The organism is Pseudomonas japonica (genome assembly GCF_900188455.1).
GTDB lineage: Bacteria > Pseudomonadota > Gammaproteobacteria > Pseudomonadales > Pseudomonadaceae > Aquipseudomonas > Aquipseudomonas japonica.
This window is the reverse complement of the sequence record NZ_FZOL01000033.1, coordinates 26,372-49,853: the sequence shown is the minus strand read 5'-3', so window position 1 is coordinate 49,853 and position 23,482 is coordinate 26,372. Positions and strand designations below refer to the sequence as shown.

The following is a 23,482-nucleotide window of genomic DNA, read 5'->3' as shown; positions in this document are numbered from 1 at the left end:
GGCAGCAGGCCAATCGGGCGGCGATTCTGGCGGGCATTCGCGCGGATTTCAAATCCCCGGCCAGGGCAGGCGGGATTCGATATGGATGTGCTTTTCCTTGCGCGGCACGAACGGGGTGTCCAGCGTTGCCAACGCCACCGACACCCAGTCGGCATGCTCGCCGCTGGCGCGCGACCAGAACAGGCTCGACCCGCAGCACCCGCAGAACTCGCGCAGCACCGTGGGCGAGGAGGCGAATGCCTTGAGCTGCTCGGCGCCTGCGACAATCCGCAATTCGCCGCGGGGCACGCTGCCGTAGCTGGCGAACGCGGCGCCGTGGCCTTTGCGGCACTGTCCGCAATGGCAGTGACTGACCGCTTTCGGCTCACCCAGCAGTTCGTAGCGCACCGCCGCGCACAGGCAGCTTCCCTGGTAGATCGTCATGGCTTGTCGGTCCTGTCGAAAGGGCGCAAGGGTAACCAGCGCGTGCCGGGCCGTCGAGCGCCGCTATTGTTCCGGGACGGCGCTCTGGCGCCAGATCAGCCCATGGGTGTCATAGCCGCGCTCACGGGCGATGCGCAGCAGTTCCTCGCGCTGCGCCGCGCCGATTTCCTTTTCCCGCGACAACAGCCACAGGTACTCGCGGTCCGGGTGCCCGACCAGGGCCACCCGGTACTGCGCATCGTGGTACAGCACCCAATACTCGCCCTTGGTCAGCCCCGGGGCGAGGCGGCTGAACCAGTTGTCGAAGCGCACCCACAGCTTGTCGGTACGCCCCGGCACCTGCGCCTCGGCGATGCCGTGGGCCTCGTTCCATTGGCCGTCGTGTTCCTTGCAGCGATTGTTCACCTCGACGCGACCGTCGTCGCGCAGGCGGTAGTGCGCCTCCGACTGCACGCAGTTGCGCTGGAAGAACATCGGCAGGCGGGCCTGTTCGTACCAGGTGCCCTGGTAACGCTCGAGGTCGACCTGCTGGGTCTCGGGCGGTGACCCCGAACGCTCGGGACTGGAGCAGCCGGCCAGGGCCAGCATCAGGCAGGACAGCAGCAGGGGCGCGCGTATCGACATGACGACCTCCGGAGGAATGAATGCACCGCTCTCCTGGTCTTTGAGGCGGGACCGTCGGGAAAGTTGTGCAAACTTTTTCCAGGCTTTGTTGTACAAATAAATATACTTGTACAACAACTGTAAAACATGAGGGCCGAGGCTCATGGTTGGCGAAAGACACTGGCTTGGCCGCCTGTGCTTCTGTCTGCTGCTGGCGACGGCGCAATCGGCCACGGCCGACTGGCGCCCCGGGGTGCCAGGCGCGCGAGCGGTCGGCGCTGGCGAGTTCAGCTGGTTCGGCCTGCGCCTGTACAGCGCGCGCACCTGGAGTGCCGTGGCGCCGCTGGATTGGGCATCCCCCTTCGCCCTGGAACTGACCTACCATCGCACGCTGTCGCGGGAAACCCTGGTCGAGGCCAGTCTCGACGAGATGCGCCGGCTCGGCGGCGACAGCCTGAGCGAGGCGACCCTCGACCGCTGGGCCGGCCTGATGCGTCAGGCCTTCGTCGATGTGCGCCCGGGGATGCGCATTACCGGGGTGTACCTGCCCGGGCAGGGCTGTCGTTTCTACGTCGACGGTCAGTTGCGTCGCCAGATCAACGAGGCGGCCTTCGCCCGAGCGTTCTTCGCCATCTGGCTCGACCCGCGGGCCCGCGAGCCACAACTGCGCCAGGCCTTGCTCGGGCGCGCCGGCACCGACCGAGGAGAATGACCATGCGCGTCTTGCTGATCCTGTTCGCCTGCCTGTTGCTCGGCAGCTGCGGCAACGTCGAGGTCGACCGCTATGCCGACCAGCAACCGCGCCTCGACCTCGCCGCCTATTTCTCGCGCCCGGTGCAGGCCTGGGGCATGTTCCAGAAGCGTTCGGGGGAAGTGGTCAAGCGCTTCCACGTAAGCATCGACAGCCGCCGCGACGGCGAGCGGCTGATTCTCGACGAGCATTTCGTCTACAGCGATGGCACCACCCAGCGCCGCACCTGGACCCTGACCCCGCAAGGCGATGGCCGCTGGATCGGGCGGGCTGGCGACGTGGTCGGCGATGCCCAGGGCCAGGTGTCCGGCAATGCCCTGCACTGGCGCTATCGCCTGGACCTGCCAGTGGATGGGCGCAACTGGGTGATGGACATGGACGACTGGATGTACCTGATGGACGAGGACACCCTGATCAACCGCACCCGCATGAGCAAGCTCGGGGTCGAGGTCGGGCAGATCACCCTGTTCTTCCGTCGCCTGCCGGAGGGCGCCCGGTGACCCGGCGCCAGGCGCCGCGCCTGGGTCTGGTGCTGGGCGACCAGCTGTCCTTCGACCTCGATCTGCTGCGTGCCCTCGACCCGGCCCGCGACGTACTGCTGATGGCCGAGGTCGAGGACGAAACCCGCTATGTGCCGCACCATCCGCGCAAGATCATCCTGGTCCTCAGCGCCATGCGCCATTTTGCCGAAGCCTTGCGTGCGCGTGGCTGGCGGGTGGAGTACGTGACCCTGGACGCGCGCGGCAACAGCGGCAGCATCGTTGGCGAACTCAAGCGCTGGCACGGGAAGCTCAAGGCTGAGGAAGTACACGTCACCGAGTGCGGCGAGTGGCGTCTGGAGCAGAGCATGCGCGCGTGCGACCTGCCCATGGTCTGGCACCGCGACCGGCGTTTTCTCTGTTCCCGCGAGGCCTTCGCGCGCTGGGCGAACGGGCGCACGCAACTGCGCATGGAAAATTTCTACCACGGCATGCGCAAGCGCAGTCAGCTGTTGCTGGAGCCGGACGGCGGGCCAGCGGGTGGTGCCTGGAATTACGACAAGGACAACCGCAAGCCGCTGCCGCGCAAGGTGCGTGGGCCGTTTACCGCGAGCTTCAAGGCGGATGCGATCACTACCGAGGTCATCGATCTGGTACGCCGGCGCTTCAAGGATCACTACGGCAATGCCGAGGGCTTCGACTACCCGGTGACCCATGTCGAGGCCGAGGCGCTGTGGCGGCACTTTCTCGAACATGGCCTGACGGCGTTCGGCGACTACCAGGACGCCATGGCCGAGGGCGAGCCATATCTGTTCCATGCGCGGATCAGCGCGGCGCTGAATATCGGCCTGCTGGACGTGCGGCGGCTGTGTGAGGACGTCGAGCGGGCCTGGCGGCGCAACGAGGTGCCGCTGAATGCGGCGGAGGGTTTCATCCGCCAGTTGATTGGCTGGCGCGAGTATGTGCGCGGCATCTACTGGCTGCGCATGCCCGAGTACGCGCAGTTGAATGCGCTGGGCAATCGCCGGCCGTTGCCCGGGTTCTACTGGGATGGCCAGACGCAGATGCGCTGCATGGCCCAGGTGATCGGGCAGACCCTGGAACTGGGCTATGCGCACCATATCCAGCGGCTGATGGTCACCGGCAACTTCGCCCTGCTGGCCGGCATCGCGCCGGCGCAGATCTGCGAGTGGTACCTGGCGGTGTACATGGATGCCTACGACTGGGTGGAACTGCCCAATACCCTGGGCATGGTGATGCATGCCGATGGCGGGTTCCTCGGTTCCAAACCGTATTGCGCCAGCGGCAAGTACATCCAGCGCATGTCCGATCACTGTGCGAACTGCGCATATCGGGTGGAGCGTGCGGTGGAGGAGGATGCCTGTCCGTTCAATGCCTTGTACTGGCATTTTCTGATGCGCCACCGGCGAACCTTCGCCGGCAATCAGCGCATGGCCTTGCTCTACGGCAATCTTGACAGGATGCAGCCGGCGCGGCGGGAAGCGCTGTGGCAGCGGGGCGAGGCGCTGCTGGCACGGCTGGATGCGGGGGAGGCGTTGTAGACGTTGTTGCACCGCGATCGCAGTGCCTGCTGCTACTGCTTTCGGGCTGCCAGACGCAGCGATAGCGGAAACCAGACCGCCCAGACCGGCGCCAGCACCAGCGTCGTCGCCATCATCCCCAAAGGCAAACCGACCCCCGTCAGCCGTGCGCCGGCCAGATAAGCCAAGGGCCCGCCAAGCAACCCGCAGAGCACCGCGAGCCACACCGGTCGAGCCAGCCCCGCCAGGCTGTGGCGCATCCCGCTGGCCAGCACCAGCCACAGCAGCGCCAGCCACAGTGGCAGCGGACGCTGGGCGAAATCGAAGACGCCGGCAGCCCCCAGCACCGTATCGAGCGCGCAGCCCGCCAGGCCGATGATCAGCAGCACGCGCAACTCAGCGATCCTTTGGCGACACAGCCACAAATGCACCAGCAACCCCGCCAGCACCGCCAGCAATAACCCCGGATACCGCGCCCCAAGCACGCACCCCCACCAGCCCGCCTGCAACCACAGGGCATTGCCGAGCAGCCAGGTGCGTGTCACTCCAGCGCCGCCCGTCGCGCCCGCGGTCCGGCCCACAGCAATTGCGCCACGCCGATCGCCCGCTCTTCGAAGCCGCCCTGGCAGTAACACAGGTAGAACTCCCACAAGCGCTGGAAGCTGTCGTCATAGCCCAGCTCGCTCAACGCCGTCCGCGACTGGCGCAGGTTGTCGCGCCAGTGGCGCAGGGTGCGCGCGTAGTCCTGGCCGAAGTCCTCCATATGCACCAGGTTCAGCGCGGTCTGCTGGCTGGCGGTGGCGAGCAGCACGCTCAGCGAGGGCAGGGCGCCGCCGGGGAAGATGTAGCGCTGGATGAAGTCCACCGAACGCCGCGCCTGGGCGTAGCGCTGGTCGCGGATGGTGATGGCCTGCAGCAGCATCAGGCCATCGTCCTTCAGCAAGCCGGCGCACTGGCGGAAGTAGGTGGGCAGGTAGCGATGACCGACCGCTTCGATCATCTCGATCGACACCAGCTTGTCGAAGCGCCCGCGCAGGTCGCGATAGTCCTCGCGCAGCACGCGGATGCGCTGCTCCAGGCCCAGCGCCCGCACCCGCTGCAGGGTGTGGGCGTACTGCGCCTCGGACAGGGTGGTGGTGGTCACCCGGCAACCGCAGCGGGTCGCCGCGTGGATCGCCAGGCTGCCCCAGCCCGTGCCGATTTCCAGCAGGTGTTCGTCGGGGCGCAGTTCGAGCTTGCGGCAGATCTCGTCGAGCTTGTGCAACTGCGCGTGTTCCAGGCTCTGCCCGGCGCTGCTGAAGCGTGCCGCCGAGTACATCATGGTGGGATCGAGCAGGCGTTCGAACAGGGCATTGCCGAGGTCGTAGTGGGCGAGGATATTGCGCCGCGAGCCGTGCCGGTCATTGCGGTTGAGCCGGTGCAGCAGGCGCAGGGCAGGGCGGCCGAAGCGCGCCAGGCCGCCTTCGAGGGCGTCCAGTACATCGAGGTTGGCAACGAACAGGCGGGTGACCGCGGCCACGTCGGGGCTGCGCCAGTAGCCGTGGATATAGGCCTCGCCGGCACCGATGGAGCCGTTTCCGGCGACCAGGCTCCAGGCCTCGTCGTCGAGGATTTCCACCTCGGCCTGCAGGGGGCTGGCGGGGTCGCCGAAACTCCACTGGCGATCCGCGCCGACCAGGCGCAGATGGCCGTGGCGCAGGCGGCGCAGTTGCGCGGTCACGGCACCGCGGGCCAGGCCGCCGAGCACGGGCGCCAGCAGCGTCGATTTGCTAACGCTCAGCGTGGGATTGGACATGCTCGGGCTCCTCGGGTTGGCCAAGGCGCAGGTCGCCGTGGCTGGGGCGGTGGTCGTGAATGGGGGTGCGCTTGAGCAGCAGGCGCAGGGCCTGCCAGTAGATCGCCGCGACGGTGCGCAGGCTCATCCAGGGGAAACTCAGGATGTGCCGGTGCAGGGCAGCGCGGTCCAGCGTCTGGCGCTGCAGGAGCAGATCGGCCTCGAAGACCCTGGCACCCTGGCGCCAGTTCTCCATATGGATGCGGATGCGCGGGCCATCGAGGCGAAAGCGCAGGCGATAGTCCATGTCCAGCGGCAGGAACGGCGAGACATGAAAGGCTTTGGCCACGGCGAAGTCATGGGGCCGCTCCGGTTGTACCGGCAGCACGTAGTGAAAGCGTTCGCGCCAGGGCGTGTTGCGCACTTCGAGCAGGATCGCCGCCAGGCGCTCGTCCTGGTCATGGCAGAAATAGAAGCTCACCGGGTTGAACGACAGGCCCCAGCAGCGTGGCTGGGTCAGCAGTTGCACACGGCCTGTCGGGGCCTGGCCGCAGGCCTGCGCCACCCGTTGCCGGACCGCCTCGGCCAGGGGCATGCCGTGCCGGGTCAGCGCCGGCAGGTAGTCGCTTTCGCGCCAGCTCAGGGGCGAAAGCCGCGAAGCGCCGAGCCAGGGCGACAGACCGAGCAGGCGCGGTTGCTCATCCAGGTCGACGAGGAACATGCCGATCCGGTAGCGAAAGCCATGGGCGCGCGGCCCCAGGCGCCGGTGGCTGACCCAGCCATGGCACAGGCAACTGTTCACAACTGCTCTCCAAAGTGTTCGGCCACGCGCAGCGCACTGACCACGCCATCCTCGTGGAAACCGTTGGCCCAGTAGGCGCCGCAGAAGTAGCTGTGGCGCTGGCCTTGCAGTTCGGCCTGGCGCGCCTGGGCGGCCACGGCGGCGAGGCTGTATTGCGGGTGGGCGTAGGTGAAGCGGGCGAGGATCCGCGCCGGGTCGATGAGCGCGGTCTGGTTGAGGCTGACGCAGAAGGTCTCGGGCGCGTCGAGGCGCTGCAGGATGTTCATCGCGTAGGTCAGCGCGGCGGGCGAGTGCGCGCCGTTGCCCAGGCGACAGTTCCAGCTGGCCCAGGCCTTGCGCCGGCGTGGCAGCAGGCGGGTGTCGGTGTGCAGGACCACGTCGTTGTCGGCGTAGCGGATGGCGCCGAGGATGTCCCGTTCGTGCTCGCTGGGGGTGTCGAGCAGGGCCAGGGCCTGGTCGCTGTGACAGGCCAGGACCACCTTGTCGAAGCGCTCCGCGCCATCGGCACTGATCACGCAGACCCCGGCGTCATCGCGCAGCACCCGCGAAACCGCGCAGTTCAGGCGGATGCGGCCGATGAACGTGCGGCACAGCGGCTCCACATAACTGCGCGAGCCGCCCTCGATCACTCGCCACTGCGGACGCCGGTTGACCGAGAGCAGGCCATGGTTGCGGCAGAAGCGCACGAAGAACTGCAGGGGGAAGGCGAGCATGTCGGCCCGCGACATCGACCAGATCGCCGAGCCCATGGGCAGCACGTAGTGCTCGATGAAGCGCTGGCCGTAGCCGTGCTGGCGCAGGTAGTCGCCGAGGCTGGTGGTTGCCTGCAGGCGCCCGCCGTCGAGGTCGGCGAGGGCCTGGCGGTTGAAGCGCAGGATATCCCGCAGCATGCCCCAGAAGCCCGGCGACAGCAGGTTGCGCCGTTGCGCGAAGAGGGTGTCGAGGGTGTGCCCGTTGTACTCCAGGCCGCTGGCCGGATCGTGCACGGAAAAGCTCATTTCGGTGGGCTGCGAGGCGACGCCGAGCTGGTCGAGCAGGCGGATGAAGTTCGGGTAGGTCCAGTCGTTGAACACGATGAAACCGGTGTCCAGCGCATAGTCCCGGCCTTGGCAGTGCACGTCGACGGTGTGGGTGTGGCCGCCGATCCAGGCGCTGGCTTCGAACACGCTGATTTCATGGCGGCGACTGAGCAGCCGGGCGCAGGTCAGGCCGGCGATACCGCTGCCGATGATGGCGATACGCATGGCGCTCAGTCCTTTTGATCGCGGGCCAGGTGCTGGCCGAGTTTCAGGCGCCAGCGCCCGGGCAGGGCGCCGAGCAGGCGCAGGATGGTGATGAACGGGAACGGAAAGGCGATCTCCAGCGGCCGTCGCTGCAGGCGCCCGACGATATGTTCCGCGGCGCGTTCGGCGCTCCAGCGTTGCGGCATGGGGAAGTCGTTGCGCCGGGTCAGCGGGGTGTCGACGAAACCGGGGCTGACCAGGGTGACATCGATACCGGCGCGGATCAGGTCGATGCGCAGCGACTCCACCAGGTAGCGCACGGCGGCCTTCGACGCGCCATAGGCGGCGGCCCGGGGCAGGGCCAGCCAGTCCACCGAACTGCCGGTCACCACCAGGTGCGGGCGCTGGCCGCGTTGCAGCAAGGGCAGCACCGCTTCCAGGCACTGGCTCAGGCCCAGCAGGTTGGTGCGCATCACCCGCTCGACCAGGGCCGTATCGAAATGGCCTGGCTCCAGGTATTCGCAGGTTCCGGCATTGAGGATCGCCAGGTCGAGCGCGCCCCAGGCCTGTTCGATCGTCTCGACCATGGCGCGGACTTCATCGGGTTGGGCGATATCGCCCGGGGTCAGCAGCACCTGCTGCGGATACTCGGTAGCCAGTTGGCGCAACGGCCCGAGCTGGCGCCCGCCCAGCGCCACCCGATGACCCTGTTCCAGCAACTGCAGCGCCAGGGCGGTACCGAGGCCGCTGCTGGCCCCGGTCAGCCAGCAGCGGCTCATGCCAGACGGCCCTTGAGCCAGGCGATCACACTGCCCAGGACCGGTACGTGTTCATAGAGCAGGGCGCCGGCATCGAAGAAGTCCTGATGCCGATGCACGCGCTCGTCCCACTGCAGATGGCTGCAACCGTCGAGGCTGATCAGGCGCCCGCCGTCCAGGCGCGGATGGCGAAAGTGCAGGGTCCAGCGCAGGTAGCCCTCGCCGGGGCGGATTTCGCTGCTGTCGTGAATGTCGTAGCGCAGCTCGCGGACATTGGCGTACAGCTGGGCGAAATAGTCCCGCAGAGCGGGCAGGCCGTGGATCTGGTGCAGCGGATCGCGAAAGACGATGTCCGCGCTGTACAACTTTTCCAGTGGTTCGAGGTTCCCCGCATTCAACAGGGAAAAGCGCTCGACAAAGCGTTCCAGGTAAAGGGACATCCGCGGCTCCGGGCAATCTTGTACAGAATGGTTTTTCTGTACAGGTATTACCCAAGGCTAGGCGGAAAGTTGTACAAGTCAAATCTTCCTGTATCGATATTCTCGGCATATTCAGACGCTGACACAGCGGGTAGGCTAGGCGCTTATAGGAAAATTCCCACACACTTCAGGAGATCCCCAATGCTTGGCGTGACCGACTATGGCGCTTTCGTCATCGCCTTCATCATCGTCCTGGCCATTCCCGGCCCTGGCAACTTCGCCCTGATCACCGCCACCGGCAAGGGCGGGATCAAGGCCGGGCTGGCGGCGACCTGCGGGGTGATTCTCGGTGACCAGGTGCTGCTGTGGCTGGCGGTGGCCGGCGTGGCCACGCTGCTCGCGGCGTACCCGGCGGCGTTCCATGTGGTGCAGTGGGCGGGCGCCGCGTACCTGGCCTGGCTGGGTCTGCGCATGCTCCTGAGCAAGCCTGGCGGCGCGCCGCGCAAGAGCCGCATGGACAATGGTCACTACCTGCGCCAGACCATGATGATCACCTTGCTCAACCCCAAGGCGATCATGTTCTACATGGCCTTCTTCCCGCTGTTCGTCGACCCGCAGCAGCATCAGGGCCTGATCACCTTCGGCTTCCTCGCCGCCACGGTGGCGGTGGTGACCTTCCTCTATGGCCTGATCGCGGTGGTCGTGACCCAGCGACTGGCCGAGCGCATGCGTGCCAATCCGCGCCTTTCCAACCTGTTCGAGCGGATGGCGGGGGCTTGTCTGGTGGGGTTCGGTATCAAGCTGGCGGCGATGCGCTGAGCATTGCGTGCGTTACCACGTACCTACGGAACGGCCGAGAACACCGAGCCGGTGATGCGTTCGCTGAGCAGTTCCAGCACGCGCATCCCCGCCAGTGAGTTGCCCGAGGCATTCAGCGCCGGCGACCACACGCAGATGCTGTAGCGCCCTGGCACCACCGCGACGATCCCGCCGCCCACGCCGCTCTTGCCCGGCAGGCCGACGCGGTAGGCGAAGTTGCCGGCTTCGTCGTACAAACCGCTGGTGGCCATGATCGCGTTGACCTGCTGCGCCTGGCGCGGGCTGAGGATCTGCGCGCCGCTGTGCGGGCAGTAGCCGCTGTTGGCGAGAAAGGCGAAACCGCGGGCGACATCGACGCAACTCATCGACAGCGCGCAGTGATGGAAATAGCTGCGCAGCACCGCGTCGACCTCGTTATGGAAATTGCCGAAGGCCTGCATCAGGTAGGCCATGGCCGCGTTGCGCGCGCGGTGCTGGTATTCCGACTCGGCGACCACGGCGTCGCTGACGATGCGCGGGTTGCCGCACAGATGGCGGACGAAGTCGCGCATCGACAGGGCCGGCGTGGCGTAGCGCGACTGGTTGATATCGCAGATCACCAGGGCGCCGGCGTTGATGAACGGGTTGCGCGGGCGGCCCTTTTCCACCTCAAGCTGCACCAGCGAGTTGAAGGCCTGGCCGGACGGCTCGTAGCCCAGGCGCGTCCAGATTTCCTCGCCGCTGTGGCTGATGGCCTGGACCAGGCTGAAGACCTTGGAAATGCTCTGGATCGAGAACGGCGTCCGGGCATCGCCCGCGCAGTGCAACTGGCCGTCGAGGCTGCAGATGGCGATGCCCAGCTGGTGCGGATCGACCTCGGCCAGGGCGGGGATGTACTGGGCGACCTGGCCCTGGGAGAGCAGGGGACGGACCTGGTCGAGGATGGCTTGCAGCATGTCTTGCATGGGCGACTGCCTGGGATGCGTGGGCGGGGAGAGTGACAGACGCTGGCGGGTGGGGGCAGGGCACTTCATCGTTGTTGCTGAAGAAAAAGGGGCCGATCACGGCCCCTGCAACCTTCACCCAATCACATACTGCAACACCACCTCCAACGGATGGCGCAACTTGCGGTCCGCCATGCGCTTGACCTGGCTGCGGCACGAATACCCGGTCGCCAGCGGTTCGCCGTCCTTGTCCAGCTTGCCGGCCCAGGACTGTTCGAAGATCACTTTCGAGGTCTCCTGATTGCGCGCCTCGTGCCCGTAGGTACCGGACATGCCGCAGCACCCCGTGGCCTCGGTCGCCAGTTTCAGCCCCAGGCGCGAGAACACCTGTTCCCACTGCTTCGTACTGGCCGGCACGTTGGTCTTCTCGGTGCAGTGCGCCAGCAGGCGGAAGCTGGCGGTCTTGCCGCCGCTCTGCTCCGGCAGCACGTCCATCAACCATTCCTGCGGCAGCAGCACTTTCGGCGAGCCTTCCAGGCCCGGCACCTTCTGGTACTCCTGGCGGTACACCAGGGTCATCGCCGGATCCAGTCCCACCAGCGGCACGCCGCAGTCGGCCAGGGCCTTGAGCTGCGTGCCGTTGCGGATCGCCGCCCTGGCGAACGCGCCGAGGAAGCCCTGTACGTGCAGCGGCTTGCCGTTGGCGCTGTACGGGGCGAGGAATACCTTGTGCCCGAGGCGATGGGCCAGGTCGATGAACGACGCCAGCAACGGCGTTTCGAAGTAGCGGGTGAAGGCATCCTGGACCAGCACGATGCTGCGCTCGCGCTGCGCCGGGGTCAGCTCGCGCAGCGCCGGCACGCTGGCCGCGCGCACGCCGCAACGCTTGAGCGTGGCCTGGAAGTTGAAACGGCTGATCAGCGGGCTGTCGACCATGCCGATGCGCTCGGCCAGCAGGCCGCCGACGAATTTCGAACCCATCACCGCGTTGTACAGCCCCGGCGCGTAGGCCAGGTACGGAATGGTGAATTCCAGCGAGCCGATCAGGTAGTCGCGCAGCGGCCGCTGGTAGCGGTTGTGGTACAGCTCGAGGAAGCGCGAGCGGAAGTCCGGCACGTTGACCTTGATCGGGCACTGCCCCGCGCAGGACTTGCAGGCCAGGCAACCGGCCATGGCGTCGTAGACCTCATGGGAGAAATCGGCCTGGCCCCGCTGCTGCGCGCGCACGTTGCGCAGGCGCTGCGGCAGGCCCTTGAGCCATGAGGTGCCGTTGGTCTTGAGCACGTCGACGTTCGCCGCCCCTTGCAGACGCAGCCATTCGCGGATCAGCGAGGCGCGGCCCTTGGGCGAATGCTGGCGCTGGCGCGTGGCTTTCCACGACGGGCACATGGCGTCGTCGGGGTCGTAGTTGTAGCAGGCACCGTTGCCGTTGCAGTGCACCGCGCTGGCGAAGCTCTGCCACACGCGCTCGTCGATCTGCCGGTCGTGCTCGCCACGCAGTGGCGCTTCGTTGACCTTGATCAGGCCCTCGGCGCTGTCCGGCGGGGTGCAGATCTTGCCCGGGTTGAGCTGGTTGTGTGGGTCGAACGCGCCTTTCAGGCGTTGCAGCGCCGGGTACAGGGCACCGAAGTATTCCGGCACGTATTCCGAGCGCAGGCCCTTGCCGTGCTCGCCCCAGAGCAGGCCACCGTAGCGCAGGGTGAGGGCGGCGACGGCGTCGGAGATCGGTTTGACCAGCGCGGCCTGGGCCGGGTCCTTCATGTCCAGGGCCGGGCGTACATGCAGCACGCCGGCGTCGACATGGCCGAACATGCCGTAGGTCAGGCCGTAGCCGTCGAGCAGGGCGCGGAATTCGGCGATGTAGTCGGCCAGTCGCTCCGGCGGTACCGCGGTGTCTTCGACGAACGGCTGCGGGCGCACTTCGCCCTCGACGTTGCCGAGCAGGCCCACCGAGCGCTTGCGCATGGTGTAGACCCGGGTCACCGCCGCCGCGCCTTCGGCCAGGGTATGACCAAGGCGCTCGACGCTCTGGTCGCCCTGCAGGTGCTGGATGAAGGCCGCGACCCGGGCGTTGACCTCGTCCGGCTCATCGCCGCAGAACTCCACCAGGTTGATGCCCAGGGTCGGCTTGCCGGGATCGGCCGGGAAGTATTCGGCGACGCTGTGCCAGACGATGTCCTGCATCGCCAGCATCAGCACCCGCGAGTCCACCGTTTCGATCGACAGCGGCTTGTGCGCCATCAGCGCATTGGCGTCGCGCAGGGCGTCCATGAAGCTGCTGTAGCGGACGTTGACCAGCACCGCGTATTTCGGGATCGGCAGGACGTTGAGCTTGGCTTCCACCACATAGCCCAGTGAACCCTCGGCGCCGCACAGCACGCTGTTGAGGTTGAAGCGGCCGGCGTCGTCGCGCAGGTGCGCGAGGTCGTAGCCGGTCAGGCAGCGGTTGAGCTTGGGGAAGGTGCTTTCGATCAGCTCGCCCTGGGTTTCCTGGATCTCCCGGGCCATGCGATAGACCGCGCCGACACGGCCGGGCAGGGCGCAGGCGGCAGCCAGGGTGGCGTCGTCCACCGGCAGGCTGTGCAGGCGCTCGCCGCCGAGCAGCACGCTGTGCAGTTCCAGCACGTGGTCGCGGGTCTTGCCGTAGGTGCAACTGCCCTGGCCGCTGGCGTCGGTGTTGATCATGCCGCCGACGGTGGCGCGGTTGGAGGTGGACAGCTCGGGGGCGAAGAACAGCCCGTGAGGCTTAAGCGCGGCGTTGAGCTGGTCCTTGACCACCCCGGCCTGGACCCGTACCCAGCGCTCTTCGACGTTGATCTCGAGGATCTGGTTCATGTGTCGCGACAGGTCGACGACGATGCCGTCGGTCAGCGACTGGCCGTTGGTCCCGGTGCCGCCGCCGCGCGGGGTCAGCTTGATCTGGCGGAAGCGCGGCTCGGCCATCAGCGTGGCGACTTTCGCCACGTCGTCGGCGTCCAGCGGGAACACCGCGGCCTGGGGCAGGCGCTGGTAGATGGAGTTGTCGGTGGCAAGCACGGTGCGGGTGCCGTAGTCGGCGCTGAACTGGCCACGGAAACCGGCGGCGCGCAGGGCATCGAGGAAGACACGGTAGTCGGCGGCGGGGGCGCTGACGGGGAGCTGGGCGATCATCGGTGGATGGCCTCTTTTTAATGGCGGCTAATCATGAATACTTGACCTGGATGTATGGTCATCCTTCGGCCAGATGGTGGATGATGCCAATGATTCCGTAGTGTCGCCACGGACACAAACGGATAATGGCGCAGCCTTTGATGAGTTTTATGAATGAATTACCGCAACCTGACCCCGTCCATGTCGCTGCTCCTGGCCTTCGAGGCCGCTGCCCGGCATGAAAGCTACACCCGCGCGGCGGAGGAACTGGCCCTGACCCAGAGCGCGGTGAGTCGCCAGGTGCAGACCCTGGAGCAGCAGTTGGGGGTGATCCTGTTCCGCCGCGAGGGGCGCACGGTCAAGCTCACCGAGGTCGGGCGCCTGTATCAGCGCGAGATCAGCGAGGCCCTCGGGCGTATCCGCAGCGCCACCCTGCATGCCATCGCCCACCATGCTGGTGGCGGCAGCCTGCGCCTGGCGACCTTGCCGACCTTCGGTTCGAAATGGCTGCTGCCGCGCCTGCATGAGTTCTATCGGCGCCATCCCGAGGTGCTGGTGCATATCAACTCGCGGATCGAGCCGGTGGATTTCGCCACCAGCGGCATCGATGCCGCCATCGTCGTCGCCACGGGCGAGCAGCCGGGGCTGATCTGCCATCGGCTGCATGCCGAGGAATTGCTGGTGATCCTCTCGCCGGCGCTGGCCGCTTCGCGTCCGTCGTGGACACCGCGGGACATCGCCCGGCAGACGCTGCTCAGCGTGACCAACAACGCCAACGCCTGGGGCGACTGGTTTTCCCACCATGGCCTGACGCACCAGTCGATGCGCCTGGGGCCGAGTTTCGAGCTGACCTCGCATCTGATCCAGGCGGTGCGCGCGGATATCGGCATAGGGCTGGTACCGCGGATTCTCATCGCCGACGAACTGGCCGAGGGCACGCTGGTCAGCCCGCTGGCGCCGTATGCCAGTGCCCGTGGCTACTACCTGGTGTACCCGCCGAGAAACCAGGCATTGCCGGCCCTGGAGGCGTTTCGCGGGTGGTTGCTCGACGCGCCGGATCTGCGCGAGGAGTGAGCGCCGCGGTGTCAGCCGCGAATACGCCCCGCGCGCAGGGTCAGCGGCCAGGTGACCAGGCGCCGGGTCGCCGGATCGCCCCACGCCTCGGCGAGCTGTTGCGCCAGGCTGTCCAGCGGACTGTGGCCGAGGGCCTTTTCCGCGGCCTTCACCGCCGACCAGGTGTTCAGGTAGCCGATCAGTTGCGCCAGGGTCCAGCGCATCTCGATGACCTGTGGCGGTACCTCGATCTCCGTGAAGGGGAAGGGCAGGTCGCGATAGCCGGTCTCGACATGGCGACGCTCCGGCGGCCAGTAGGGGGCGATGGTCTGGTAGTAGAACTGCTGCAGAGGGCGATCCAGCTCGCCTTCCAGGTGCAGCACGCCGTAGGTGATCAGGGCGATCGCCGCCTGCGGCCGGGCGATGCGCCGGGCTTCGTCGTAGAACGCCTCCAGGTCCAGCCAGTGGGCGGCCTGGGCCACGGTGATGAGGTCGACGCTGTCGGCGCTCAGGCCGCTGTCCTCGGCCAGGGCGGTGCGGTAGACCACGCCCTCGCGCGGTTCGGCGGCGGCGATCTGCGCGGCGCTGGCGTCGGTGGCGATCACCTCGTCGAAACGCTCGGCCAGGAGCACCGACAGTTGCCCGGTGCCGCAGCCGCAATCCAGGACCCGGCCGGTGCCGGGGCTGATGCTGGTGAGCTCGTCGATCAGTTCCAGGGGGTAGCTCGGTCGGTAGGCCGCATAGCCGGCGGAGCCACTGGAGAAATGATCCTTGAATGTCGAGCTTGTCATGAAACCGGCCTCTGTCTTTCTTTTTGGTCGTTCGATCCTAGCGCGTTGCGCCGGAGGTGGACATTCGACCTTTTTCTGCCCTGTGCGACAGGAAACGCCGTTATGGCGACGGCGTCGGGCGGCGCTCGCGCCAGGCCTGCTCCAGGGCGCCGGCATCCAGCGGATGCGCCGGGTCGATACCGCTGTCGGTCACCCGCACCCGCTGGCCGGCGTTCAGGGTCAACCGGTCGGCGATCCGGCTGCTGCCGGCGAGCTGGCTGACCCAGGTGGTGCCTTGCGAACGGGCGATGACGACGCGGGCGTCATGGGTTTCGACCAGGGCTTGCGGGGTGGTTACCCGCAGCGGTCTGGCGCCGGCTTCGAGGAGGATCTGGCCGGAGAGCAGGCGGATCAGGTGCTGATCGTCGCCGAACTGCAGGGCAACCGAGGAGCTCGCGTCGAGGGTCAGCTGGCTGCCGTCCGCGAGGCGCTCGCTGTGCCACTGGCCGCTGCCGGTGCTGAGGTCGGCGAGGGCGAAGTCCTCGCGCCAGTAGGGCAGGCCGAGCAGGGCCGAGGCAGCGATCAGGGCGGCCATGCCGATGGCGGTGGTGGTGCGGTTGTAGCGGGACATGGGCGGCCGTTGTGCAAGGGGTTTGGGCAACGGTAGACCATGAATCACTGGCCGGCTCGCCGACAGCTAGCGCTCCTTGCCCGCCCGCACATGCTTGACCAGCAGCTTCTCCAACTGCTCCCACAACGCCGGATCGGTACTGAACGCGACATTGAAGCGCATCCAGCCGGTAGCCTGGGAGTCCACCAGGAACAACTGTCCGGGGCCGAGCATGATGCCCTGGTCCAATGCATCGTCGACCAGCGCGGCGCTGTCGGCGATGGCCGGGTGGCGGGTCCAGATGTACATGCCTTCGTCGCTGTCGATGAAGCGCTCGAAGCCCAGCCGCGCCAGTTGCCGGCCGACCTCCTGGTGCGCTTCGGCGAGGCGCTGGCGCAGGCGCTTGAGGTGCTTGCGCCAGCGGCCGTCGGTGATCGCGGCGTAGACCACCCGTTCCATCACCTGCGATGTGGTCAGGCCCGAGCGCATCTTCAACTGCAGCAACTGCTGCATCAGCTCCGGGTTGGCCAGCATGTAGCCGACCCGCACGTTGGGCGAGATGCTTTTCGAATAGCTGCCGACATAGACCACCTGTTGCAGATGGTCGAGGCTGGTCAGGCAGGGCAGCGGCTCCTCGATCATGTCGGCGTAGAGGTTGTTCTCCACCAGGCGGAAACCGTGCTGGCTGGCCAGTTGCAGCAGGCGGTGCAGTTGCACCAGCGGGGTCCGCGAGCAGGTCGGGCTGTGCAGGTGCGGCTGGGTGAAGAACACCGTCGGACGGTGCTCGGCGAGCAGGCGTTCGAGGTGGTCCAGGTCGTAGCCGTTGGGCGTGCGTGGCACGCCGATCAGGGTCGCGCCCTGGAAGCGCAGGATGCTCATCAGGTTGGGGTAGCCGGGATCGTCCACCAGCACCACGTCCCCCGGGCGCACCAGGGTGCGCACCGCCAGGTCGAGGGCCTGGCTGGCGCCGTGGGTGAGCATCAACTGGTTCGGCGGCACGACGATGCGCAGGTCCTGCTGCAGGTTCTGCGCGGTCAGGGTGCGCAGTTCGGCCAGGCCCATGGGGTCGCCGTAGCCGCTCAGTTCGAGGACGCTGCTGGCCACCTGGCGCAGGCCGCGGCGCAGGCCGTCCTCGAACATCCAGTCGTTGGGCAGCCAGCCGCAACCGGGCTTGAACGCCAGTTGCCGGCTTTCGAAGATCTGCTGCAGGTACCACTCGGAGTTGAACGCCGGCTTGGCCGCGTCCGGCTCGCTGGCCTGGGCGTCGAGCAGATCGCTGGCGGCGCGGTTGACGAAGAACCCGGCGGTGCCGCGGCTGACCAGCAGCCCCTGGGCCACCAGGCGGTCATAGGCCTCGACCACGGTGAAGGTGCTCACCGAGTATTTCGCCGCGAACGCGCGGATCGACGGGACCTTGGCGCCGGGCTTGAGGGTCTGGTTCTCGATCGCGTCGCGCAGCCCGTTGATGATCTGGTTCACCAGCGGGGGCGAGGCGTCGGGGCGTAGTTCGAACATGGGAAAGCAGTGCCTTGGGGTGAGCAGGACGCCGGCCGCGCCTGCGCTGTATTGCATTGGCCACCTGTACAGTGCAGTGACAATCAGTGCGCACTGTGCATGGCTCTTGAGGCCGGACATTTTTACATTAGGTATCAGTTACCGCTAGATCAATGCCGTGAAGCTTCATGAACAACCGCTCGTCGAACCACGAATTGCCGATGCGAGGCTCAGCCCTCGCGTCCCACCCGCCGAGGGCGACGCCGGCAAGCGTTGTCCACGGTGTCCTCGCAGTACCTTTCAGGCTTAGCGGACGAGCCTGAGCGCGACATACCAGTTGCCCAGCACTTGGCCGTTCGTCGGCTCGGGCAGCGTTGCGCACGTCGAATCAGAGCAGCTGATGCAACAGGGGGCGCGACGCCATGTCGCGCCCCTGTCGAGTTTCCTTGGATAAAAAGAACACGGGGTAGACCACTGATGGACGCAACATCCACATCGACTTCGGCAACGAAGTCGGAGCACGAGAGCAAGCTGGCGGCTTCGCTCAAATCACGCCACCTGACCATGATGTCGATCGCCGGGGTGATCGGCGGCGCACTGTTCGTCGGTTCCGGCAGCGTGATCCACAGCGCCGGCCCGGCCGCGGTACTGGCCTACCTGGCCGGTGGCATCCTGGTGGTGCTGGTCATGCGCATGCTCGGCGAAATGGCGACCTCCTCGCCGGACACCGGCTCCTTCTCCACCTACGCCGAGCGCGCCATCGGGCGCTGGGCCGGTTTCACCATCGGCTGGCTGTACTGGGGCTACTGGGTGATCCTGATGGCCTGGGAGGCGTATGTCGCCGGCAAGATCCTGCACGGCTGGTTCCCTTCGGTGAGCATCAACGAATTCGTGCTGATGGCGACCCTGGCGCTGATCTGCGTGAACTTCTTCAACGTCAAGCACTACGGCGAGTTCGAGTTCTGGTTCGCCCTGATCAAGGTGGTGGCGATCGTCTGCTTCCTGGTGGTGTGCACCGCCGCGGTGATGAACCTGTGGCCGACCGGTGAAGTCAGCGGCATGGCCAACCTGACCGCCCACGGCGGCTTCATGCCCAACGGCATCGAGTCGGTGGTGGTGGCCATGCTCGGCGCGATGTTCGCCTTCCTCGGCGCGGAAATCGTCACCATCGCCGCGTCCGAGTCCAAGGACCCGGCCGGGCAGATCGTCAAGGCGACCAACTCCGTGGTGTGGCGCGTCTGCCTGTTCTACATCGGCTCGATCTTCCTGATCGTCTGCCTGGTGCCGTGGAACGACCCGCTGATGGGCACTTCCGGCTACGGCTCGTACCGTCGCACCCTGGAACTGCTGGGCATTCCGGGCGCCGAATTCGTGATGAACTTCGTCGTCCTGACCTCGGTCAGCAGCTGCCTGATCTCGGCGCACTACACCGCTTCGCGCATGCTGTTCTCCCTGGCTCAACGTGGCGATGCCCCGGCGATCTTCAAGATGACCCGTGCCGGCACCGGCGTACCGGTGTTCGCCATCATCGGTTCGTGCTCGATCGCGATCTTCTGTGCGCTGATCAACTTCAGCGAGGCCCTGCGTCCGAAGGACGTGCTGGATACCCTGATGAACACCACCGGCATGATCGCCATGCTGGTGTACCTGGTGATCGCCTGCTCGCAACTGAAGATGCGCCGCAAGCTGGAAGCCGAAGGCAAGCAGATCCGCCTGAAGATGTGGCTGTTCCCGTGGCTGACCTACCTGAGCATCGTGTTCATCGTCGGCTGCCTGGTGACCATGGCGTTCGTCGAGGAGTACCAGGTGCTGGTGGTTTCCACGGGTATCGCGGCGATCGTCGTGGCGTTGATCGGTGTGATCGTGCACCAGCGGGCTCTTAAACAGGCCGCCTGACGGCGCACTCCTTCGGGGCGCTTTGCGCCGCGAACGACCCCGTAGGAGCGTGGCTTGCCCGCGAAGGACCGCGCAGCGGTCCCAGATAACAGTGAGGTCGGGGACCGCTGCGCGGTCCTTTCGCAGGCAAGCCAGCTCCTACGGGGGGGCGTGGCATTTTCAGTGCTGCTTGGCCTTCCTGATCCGCAACAGGATCACCCCCAGTATCAATCCCACCACCGGCGCCAGCCCCAGCAGGGCATCCCTCGGCGCGATATGCGCCCCCAGGGTATCCAGCCCCGCGTACAGCAACTTGAACAGACTCAGCAGGTAGTAGGTGATCGCGATGATCGACAGGCCTTCCACCGCCCGCTGGATCTTGATCTGCGATTCCGCCCGGGCATTCAGGCTGCGCAGGATCTCCGCGTTCTGCTCCTCCATCTCCACCTGCACCCGTGCCTGCAACAGGTCGCCGAGGTTGGCCACGCCCTTGGCCAGGTGCTCCAGGCGCTGTTCGGTCGCCGCGCAGTAGCGCACGGTGGGCTTGAAGCGCCGTTCGATGAACATCCCCAGGCGCTGGCAATCGTCCACATGTCCTTCGCGTAGTTCCGCCAGGCGCTCGAACACCAGTTGCGCATAGGCCTGGGTCGCGCTGAAGCGGTGCCGGCTCTTCACCGTGCTGGCCACCACCTGGCGCGACAGCTCGGCGATGTCCTCCAGCAGCACCTTGGCCTGCACGCCGCTGGCCCCGGCATTGCGCTCGGAGAGGTTGACCAGGCTGCGGTCGAAACCATCCAGCTGCGGGCTCAGGGCCTTGGCCGTGCTCAGTGCCAGGGAGGCCATCATGCGGTAGGTCTCGATCTCCAGCAGCCGACGGATCATTCGCCCGAGGCGATAGGCGTTGAGCCCGCGATTGACGAACAGCAGGCGGTTGTTGCCCTGCCCGTCGAGGCGAAAATCGCTCCACACCACGGCGCTGCCGCCACCGACACTGGACCCGCTGGGATCCTTGAAGCCGTAGCGCGCCAGTTGCAGGCCGGCTTCCTCGCGCACCAGCACCTGCATCGCGTTGATGAGCTGCTCGCGGTAGGGCGCGATGGCTTCGGCCAGGGCGGCGGGCAGCTCGCTCCAGTCCGGTGCGGCATGGGGGGAGGGCCGCACCAGGGTCAGGGTGAAGAATTCGGAGTGGCGTTCCCACTTGAACGGGCAGCCGTCGAAGCGGGTGATGCCCTGCACCGCGTCGGTGTCGGCATCCGGGCAGCAGCGCCGGAGCAGGGCGTCGCACTCGCCCTGGCCGCCGATGAAGGCGAGATGAAAGACATGCGCCGGCGCGTCGAAATACAGCGACGGGCGGGCGTGCAGCTCGTTGTGCAGGGCGGTGCGTTGGGCGTGCATGTAGGGTCAGCCGTATTGTTGTGATTGTTCCGGAGTGCGCGCCCGGCGAGGGGCGCGTATCAGGGAGACAACGGCGGGTGACCAGTGAGTCACGTCACGGGGGACGGACGAAATGTCGCAGGGGCTCAGGCGTTGTTCGGGGCGCTGGCGACTGCTCTGGTGCCTCGACGTCGGTACATCAGCAACAGGAACACGAACCACAACGGCATGGCGCACAGTGCCGCGCGGGTGTCGGCTTCCAGGGCCAGCAGCGACAGGACGAAGAGCAGGAAGCCCAGGGTCAGCACGGCCATCGGCACGCCGCCGGGCATCCTGAAAGCGGAGCGCTGGTGCGCCGCCGGGTTGGCCCGGCGGTAGGCGATGTACGCGGCGAGGATCATCGACCAGGTGAAGATCACCAGCACCGCCGATACCGTGGAGATCAGGGTGAACACCGTCATCACCTCGGGAATCACGAACAGCAGGGTCAGCCCGACGAACATGCAGGCTCCCGAGAACAGCAGGCTGTACGCCGGCACGCTGAGGCGCGACAGGCGACCGAAGATCGCCGGAGCGTTGCGCCGCTCGGCCAGGCCGAAGAGCATGCGGCAGCCGGAGTACACGCCGCTGTTGGCCGAGGAGGCGGCCGAGGTCAGCACCACGAAGTTGATCATCCCGGCCGCGGCGGGGAAGCCGGCGAGCAGGAACAGTTCGACGAAGGGACTGCGGTTGGCCGGGACTTCGGCCCAGGACACCACGCTGATGATGCACACCAGGGCGAGGATGTAGAACAGCAGGATCCGCGCCGGAATGGTGTTGATCGCCTTGGGCAGGGTGCGTTCCGGGTTCTTCGCCTCGGCGGCGGTGGTGCCGATCAGTTCGGTGCCGGCGAAGGAGAACACGGCGATCTGGAAACCGGCGAAGAAACCGCTGAGGCCATGGGGGAACATCGTGCCCGGCGCGACCATGTGCCCCAGCGAAGCCTGCACGCCGTTGGCCGAGGTGAACGACGTGGCGATCATCACCAGCGCGGTGAGGATCAGCGCGACGATGGCGATGATCTTGACGATCGCGAACCAGAACTCCACCTCGCCGAAGATCCGCACCGCCAGCAGGTTCAGGCCGAGCAGCAGGAACAGGGTGAAGAACGCCGGCATCCACGCCGGCACATCCGGGTACCAGTACTGGAAGAACCCGGCGACCACCACCACGTCACCGACCACCGCGACACTCCAGCTCAACCAGTACGACCAGCTGAGCACGAAGCCGGCGCGCGGCCCGAGGTAGGCGGCGACGATATCGGCGAACGACTTGAAGCGCAGGTCGGACAGCAACAGCTCGCCCATGGCGCGCATGACGAAGAACAGGAAGAAACCGATGATGGCGTAGACCAGGATGATCGAGGTGCCGGCCAGGGCGATGATCTTGCCCGAGCCCATGAACAGCCCGGTGCCGATCGCCCCGCCGATGGCGATCAGTTGGATATGGCGGTTTTCCAGCGTGCGTTGCAGGTGGCCCTCGGCCGGTGGATGCGCGGGAGACGTAGGCATGCTCGAACCTCTTTTGTTGTTGTAGTGGGTCGCGGTGCCCCGCTCGGGTGGCGGGGCGGGTGTGCGTCAGGCGCTGGCTTCGAAGCCTTGCAGGACGTTCACCGCGTTGATGCCGATCTCATCGACCATGTAGCCGCCTTCCATGACGAACAGGGTCGGCAGTCCGCTGCTGGCGATGCATTGGCCCAGGCGCAGGAAGTTTTCGCTGGTGAGCAGGAAGTGGCTGATGGGGTCGTGTTCGAAGGTGTCGACGCCCAGGGAGATGACCAGGAACTCCGGGCGCCAGGCGACGATGCGCTGCAGGGCGTGGTCCAGGGCCTGCTGGTAGTGGCTCCATGTCGTGCCGCGGGGCAGCGGGTAGTTGGCGTTGCAACCTTCTCCGGCGCCGCGGCCGGTTTCCTCGGCATAGCCGGAGAAATACGGGTAGGACACCCGCGGATCGCCGTGGATCGAGGCGAAGAACACGTCCGGGCGGTCGTAGAAGATGTTCTGCGTGCCGTTGCCGTGGTGGAAATCCACATCGAGGATCGCCACCCGTTTCGCTCCCTGGGCCAGGCAGCGTTCGGCGGCGATGGCGGCGTTGTTCAGGTAGCAGTAGCCGCCCATGTATTCGCGGGCGGCATGGTGTCCCGGTGGCCGGCACAGGGCGAACGCACCGGGGGCGCCGGCGATGACCTGGTCCATGCCGGTCAGGGCCACATCGGCGCTGGCGCGCACCGCTTCCCAGGTACCGGCGGTGATCGGCGAACCGGCGTCCATGGCGTAGAAGCCCAGCTTGCCGTCGATGAAGCCCGGCTCCGGTGCGCTGGCCAGGTCGCGCACGGGCCAGACCAGGGGCAGGGCGTCATGCGATTTGCCGGTGGCGGCCCACTCGCTCCAGGCGTTCTCCAGGAAGCTCACGTAGCGCTCGCTGTGCGCGGCGACATAGCAGGCGCGGTCATGGCGCTGTTCGGCGATGACCTCGCCGAGGCCGCTGGCGCGGACCCGGGCCAGGACCGTCTCGGCCCGTTGCGGTTTTTCGAACGACGGCGTCAGGGCGCCGTCCTTGAGCTCTGAACCATGGTGCAGGCGGTGGCTGGAACTGAAAACGGTCAGCACACGGGTGTCCTCTC

22 protein-coding genes are annotated in these 23,482 nt (G+C 66.7%); 6 read left to right on the top strand and 16 right to left on the bottom strand.

The features are described from left to right. Positions 1 to 48 precede the first annotated feature (48 nt). Together CHB99_RS27380 and CHB99_RS27375 are read right to left on the bottom strand one after the other, a co-directional pair. The gene (locus CHB99_RS27380; protein ID WP_042129702.1) at positions 49 to 423 is read right to left on the bottom strand and encodes a GFA family protein; all 375 of its coding nucleotides are present in this window, start codon (positions 421 to 423) and stop codon (positions 49 to 51) included. Between the two features lie 63 nt (positions 424 to 486). Next, complete coding sequence (locus CHB99_RS27375; RefSeq protein ID WP_042129700.1) at positions 487 to 1,047, bottom strand: lipocalin family protein; 561 nt, start codon at positions 1,045 to 1,047, stop codon at positions 487 to 489. A 142-nt stretch (positions 1,048 to 1,189) separates the two neighbouring features. On the opposite strand from CHB99_RS27375, the gene CHB99_RS27370 reads away from it, so the two are divergent. Genes CHB99_RS27370 through CHB99_RS27360 form a run of 3 tightly spaced genes read left to right on the top strand, consistent with a single transcriptional unit; the run spans position 1,190 to position 3,818 of the window. Then, complete coding sequence (locus tag CHB99_RS27370; RefSeq protein ID WP_042129698.1) at positions 1,190 to 1,738, top strand: chalcone isomerase family protein; 549 nt, start codon at positions 1,190 to 1,192, stop codon at positions 1,736 to 1,738. A gap of 2 nt (positions 1,739 to 1,740) precedes the next feature. Beyond that, on the top strand, positions 1,741 to 2,277 hold the full coding sequence (locus CHB99_RS27365; RefSeq protein WP_042129696.1) for a DUF3833 domain-containing protein: 537 nt from the start codon (positions 1,741 to 1,743) through the stop codon (positions 2,275 to 2,277). Further along, positions 2,274 to 3,818 carry a cryptochrome/photolyase family protein gene (locus tag CHB99_RS27360; RefSeq protein WP_042129694.1) on the top strand — a complete coding sequence of 515 codons (1,545 nt, stop codon included), beginning with the start codon at positions 2,274 to 2,276 and terminating at the stop codon, positions 3,816 to 3,818. The genes CHB99_RS27365 and CHB99_RS27360 overlap by 4 nt, the downstream gene beginning before the upstream one ends. Positions 3,819 to 3,850: 32 nt before the next feature. Here CHB99_RS27360 and CHB99_RS27355 read toward each other — a convergent pair whose 3' ends face one another. Genes CHB99_RS27355 through CHB99_RS27330 form a run of 6 tightly spaced genes read right to left on the bottom strand, consistent with a single transcriptional unit; the run spans position 3,851 to position 8,794 of the window. Next, positions 3,851 to 4,342: a DUF2878 domain-containing protein gene (locus tag CHB99_RS27355; protein WP_042129706.1), complete on the bottom strand. Its 492-nt coding sequence runs from the start codon at positions 4,340 to 4,342 to the stop codon at positions 3,851 to 3,853. Further along, the gene (locus CHB99_RS27350; protein WP_042129692.1) at positions 4,339 to 5,592 is read right to left on the bottom strand and encodes an SAM-dependent methyltransferase; all 1,254 of its coding nucleotides are present in this window, start codon (positions 5,590 to 5,592) and stop codon (positions 4,339 to 4,341) included. Before CHB99_RS27350 ends, CHB99_RS27355 begins: the two co-directional genes overlap by 4 nt. Then, positions 5,567 to 6,373, bottom strand: coding sequence for a DUF1365 domain-containing protein (locus tag CHB99_RS27345; protein ID WP_042129690.1), 807 nt, complete (start codon positions 6,371 to 6,373; stop codon positions 5,567 to 5,569). The genes CHB99_RS27350 and CHB99_RS27345 overlap by 26 nt, the downstream gene beginning before the upstream one ends. Next, positions 6,370 to 7,617 (bottom strand): NAD(P)/FAD-dependent oxidoreductase, encoded by a 1,248-nt coding sequence (locus CHB99_RS27340; RefSeq protein WP_042129688.1) that lies wholly within the window; start codon positions 7,615 to 7,617, stop codon positions 6,370 to 6,372. The genes CHB99_RS27345 and CHB99_RS27340 overlap by 4 nt, the downstream gene beginning before the upstream one ends. A gap of 5 nt (positions 7,618 to 7,622) precedes the next feature. Next, complete coding sequence (locus CHB99_RS27335) at positions 7,623 to 8,375, bottom strand: SDR family NAD(P)-dependent oxidoreductase (protein WP_042129686.1); 753 nt, start codon at positions 8,373 to 8,375, stop codon at positions 7,623 to 7,625. Next, a complete protein-coding gene (locus CHB99_RS27330; RefSeq protein ID WP_042129684.1) occupies positions 8,372 to 8,794 on the bottom strand; it encodes a nuclear transport factor 2 family protein in 423 nt (140 codons plus the stop codon). The genes CHB99_RS27335 and CHB99_RS27330 overlap by 4 nt, the downstream gene beginning before the upstream one ends. A 180-nt stretch (positions 8,795 to 8,974) precedes the next feature. Between CHB99_RS27330 and leuE the strand changes: the two genes are divergently transcribed. Next, the gene (leuE, locus tag CHB99_RS27325) at positions 8,975 to 9,592 is read left to right on the top strand and encodes a leucine efflux protein LeuE (RefSeq protein WP_042129683.1); all 618 of its coding nucleotides are present in this window, start codon (positions 8,975 to 8,977) and stop codon (positions 9,590 to 9,592) included. Positions 9,593 to 9,615: 23 nt separating this feature from the next. Here the strand turns inward: leuE and glsB are convergent, their stop codons facing one another. Beyond that, positions 9,616 to 10,536 (bottom strand): glutaminase B, encoded by a 921-nt coding sequence (glsB, locus tag CHB99_RS27320; RefSeq protein ID WP_042129681.1) that lies wholly within the window; start codon positions 10,534 to 10,536, stop codon positions 9,616 to 9,618. 114 nt (positions 10,537 to 10,650) lie between these two features. Continuing rightward, the gene (gene ydiJ / locus CHB99_RS27315; protein WP_042129679.1) at positions 10,651 to 13,665 is read right to left on the bottom strand and encodes a D-2-hydroxyglutarate dehydrogenase YdiJ; all 3,015 of its coding nucleotides are present in this window, start codon (positions 13,663 to 13,665) and stop codon (positions 10,651 to 10,653) included. Between the two features lie 153 nt (positions 13,666 to 13,818). Between ydiJ and CHB99_RS27310 the strand changes: the two genes are divergently transcribed. Next, positions 13,819 to 14,718, top strand: coding sequence for a LysR substrate-binding domain-containing protein (locus tag CHB99_RS27310; protein WP_042129677.1), 900 nt, complete (start codon positions 13,819 to 13,821; stop codon positions 14,716 to 14,718). Between the two features lie 11 nt (positions 14,719 to 14,729). Here CHB99_RS27310 and CHB99_RS27305 read toward each other — a convergent pair whose 3' ends face one another. From CHB99_RS27305 to CHB99_RS27295, 3 genes are all read right to left on the bottom strand, one after another. Continuing rightward, positions 14,730 to 15,488 (bottom strand): class I SAM-dependent methyltransferase, encoded by a 759-nt coding sequence (locus CHB99_RS27305; protein ID WP_042129675.1) that lies wholly within the window; start codon positions 15,486 to 15,488, stop codon positions 14,730 to 14,732. Positions 15,489 to 15,588: 100 nt separating this feature from the next. After that, entirely contained in the window at positions 15,589 to 16,098 is a 510-nt protein-coding gene (locus tag CHB99_RS27300) for a FecR domain-containing protein (RefSeq protein ID WP_042129673.1), read from the bottom strand. Positions 16,099 to 16,164: 66 nt separating this feature from the next. Beyond that, the gene (locus CHB99_RS27295) at positions 16,165 to 17,592 is read right to left on the bottom strand and encodes an aminotransferase-like domain-containing protein (RefSeq protein ID WP_042129671.1); all 1,428 of its coding nucleotides are present in this window, start codon (positions 17,590 to 17,592) and stop codon (positions 16,165 to 16,167) included. A gap of 456 nt (positions 17,593 to 18,048) precedes the next feature. Here CHB99_RS27295 and CHB99_RS27290 point away from each other — a divergent pair, with 456 nt between their 5' ends. Next, positions 18,049 to 19,467 (top strand): amino acid permease, encoded by a 1,419-nt coding sequence (locus tag CHB99_RS27290; RefSeq protein ID WP_042129669.1) that lies wholly within the window; start codon positions 18,049 to 18,051, stop codon positions 19,465 to 19,467. Between the two features lie 159 nt (positions 19,468 to 19,626). Here CHB99_RS27290 and CHB99_RS27285 read toward each other — a convergent pair whose 3' ends face one another. From CHB99_RS27285 to CHB99_RS27275, 3 genes are all read right to left on the bottom strand, one after another. Next, positions 19,627 to 20,841, bottom strand: a complete 1,215-nt coding sequence (locus CHB99_RS27285; protein ID WP_042129667.1) for a DUF3422 domain-containing protein — start codon at positions 20,839 to 20,841, stop codon at positions 19,627 to 19,629. 125 nt (positions 20,842 to 20,966) lie between these two features. Further along, positions 20,967 to 22,370 (bottom strand): amino acid permease, encoded by a 1,404-nt coding sequence (locus CHB99_RS27280; protein ID WP_042129666.1) that lies wholly within the window; start codon positions 22,368 to 22,370, stop codon positions 20,967 to 20,969. Positions 22,371 to 22,436: 66 nt separating this feature from the next. Further along, positions 22,437 to 23,468, bottom strand: coding sequence for a histone deacetylase family protein (locus tag CHB99_RS27275; protein ID WP_042129664.1), 1,032 nt, complete (start codon positions 23,466 to 23,468; stop codon positions 22,437 to 22,439). Positions 23,469 to 23,482 lie beyond the last annotated feature (14 nt).

Bases quoted from the DNA above. Each gene is read 5' to 3' on its own strand.
- CHB99_RS27380 (WP_042129702.1), bottom strand. From the start codon at position 423: ATGACGATCTACCAGGGAAGCTGCCTGTGCGCGGCGGTGCGCTACGAA.
- CHB99_RS27375 (WP_042129700.1), bottom strand. From the start codon at position 1,047: ATGTCGATACGCGCGCCCCTGCTGCTGTCCTGCCTGATGCTGGCCCTG.
- CHB99_RS27370 (WP_042129698.1), top strand. From the start codon at position 1,190: ATGGTTGGCGAAAGACACTGGCTTGGCCGCCTGTGCTTCTGTCTGCTG.
- CHB99_RS27365 (WP_042129696.1), top strand. From the start codon at position 1,741: ATGCGCGTCTTGCTGATCCTGTTCGCCTGCCTGTTGCTCGGCAGCTGC.
- CHB99_RS27350 (WP_042129692.1), bottom strand. From the start codon at position 5,592: ATGTCCAATCCCACGCTGAGCGTTAGCAAATCGACGCTGCTGGCGCCC.
- CHB99_RS27340 (WP_042129688.1), bottom strand. From the start codon at position 7,617: ATGCGTATCGCCATCATCGGCAGCGGTATCGCCGGCCTGACCTGCGCC.
- CHB99_RS27335 (WP_042129686.1), bottom strand. From the start codon at position 8,375: ATGAGCCGCTGCTGGCTGACCGGGGCCAGCAGCGGCCTCGGTACCGCC.
- CHB99_RS27330 (WP_042129684.1), bottom strand. From the start codon at position 8,794: ATGTCCCTTTACCTGGAACGCTTTGTCGAGCGCTTTTCCCTGTTGAAT.
- leuE (WP_042129683.1), top strand. From the start codon at position 8,975: ATGCTTGGCGTGACCGACTATGGCGCTTTCGTCATCGCCTTCATCATC.
- glsB (WP_042129681.1), bottom strand. From the start codon at position 10,536: ATGCAAGACATGCTGCAAGCCATCCTCGACCAGGTCCGTCCCCTGCTC.
- ydiJ (WP_042129679.1), bottom strand. From the start codon at position 13,665: ATGATCGCCCAGCTCCCCGTCAGCGCCCCCGCCGCCGACTACCGTGTC.
- CHB99_RS27310 (WP_042129677.1), top strand. From the start codon at position 13,819: ATGAATTACCGCAACCTGACCCCGTCCATGTCGCTGCTCCTGGCCTTC.
- CHB99_RS27305 (WP_042129675.1), bottom strand. From the start codon at position 15,488: ATGACAAGCTCGACATTCAAGGATCATTTCTCCAGTGGCTCCGCCGGC.
- CHB99_RS27300 (WP_042129673.1), bottom strand. From the start codon at position 16,098: ATGTCCCGCTACAACCGCACCACCACCGCCATCGGCATGGCCGCCCTG.
- CHB99_RS27295 (WP_042129671.1), bottom strand. From the start codon at position 17,592: ATGTTCGAACTACGCCCCGACGCCTCGCCCCCGCTGGTGAACCAGATC.
- CHB99_RS27290 (WP_042129669.1), top strand. From the start codon at position 18,049: ATGGACGCAACATCCACATCGACTTCGGCAACGAAGTCGGAGCACGAG.
- CHB99_RS27285 (WP_042129667.1), bottom strand. From the start codon at position 20,841: ATGCACGCCCAACGCACCGCCCTGCACAACGAGCTGCACGCCCGCCCG.
- CHB99_RS27280 (WP_042129666.1), bottom strand. From the start codon at position 22,370: ATGCCTACGTCTCCCGCGCATCCACCGGCCGAGGGCCACCTGCAACGC.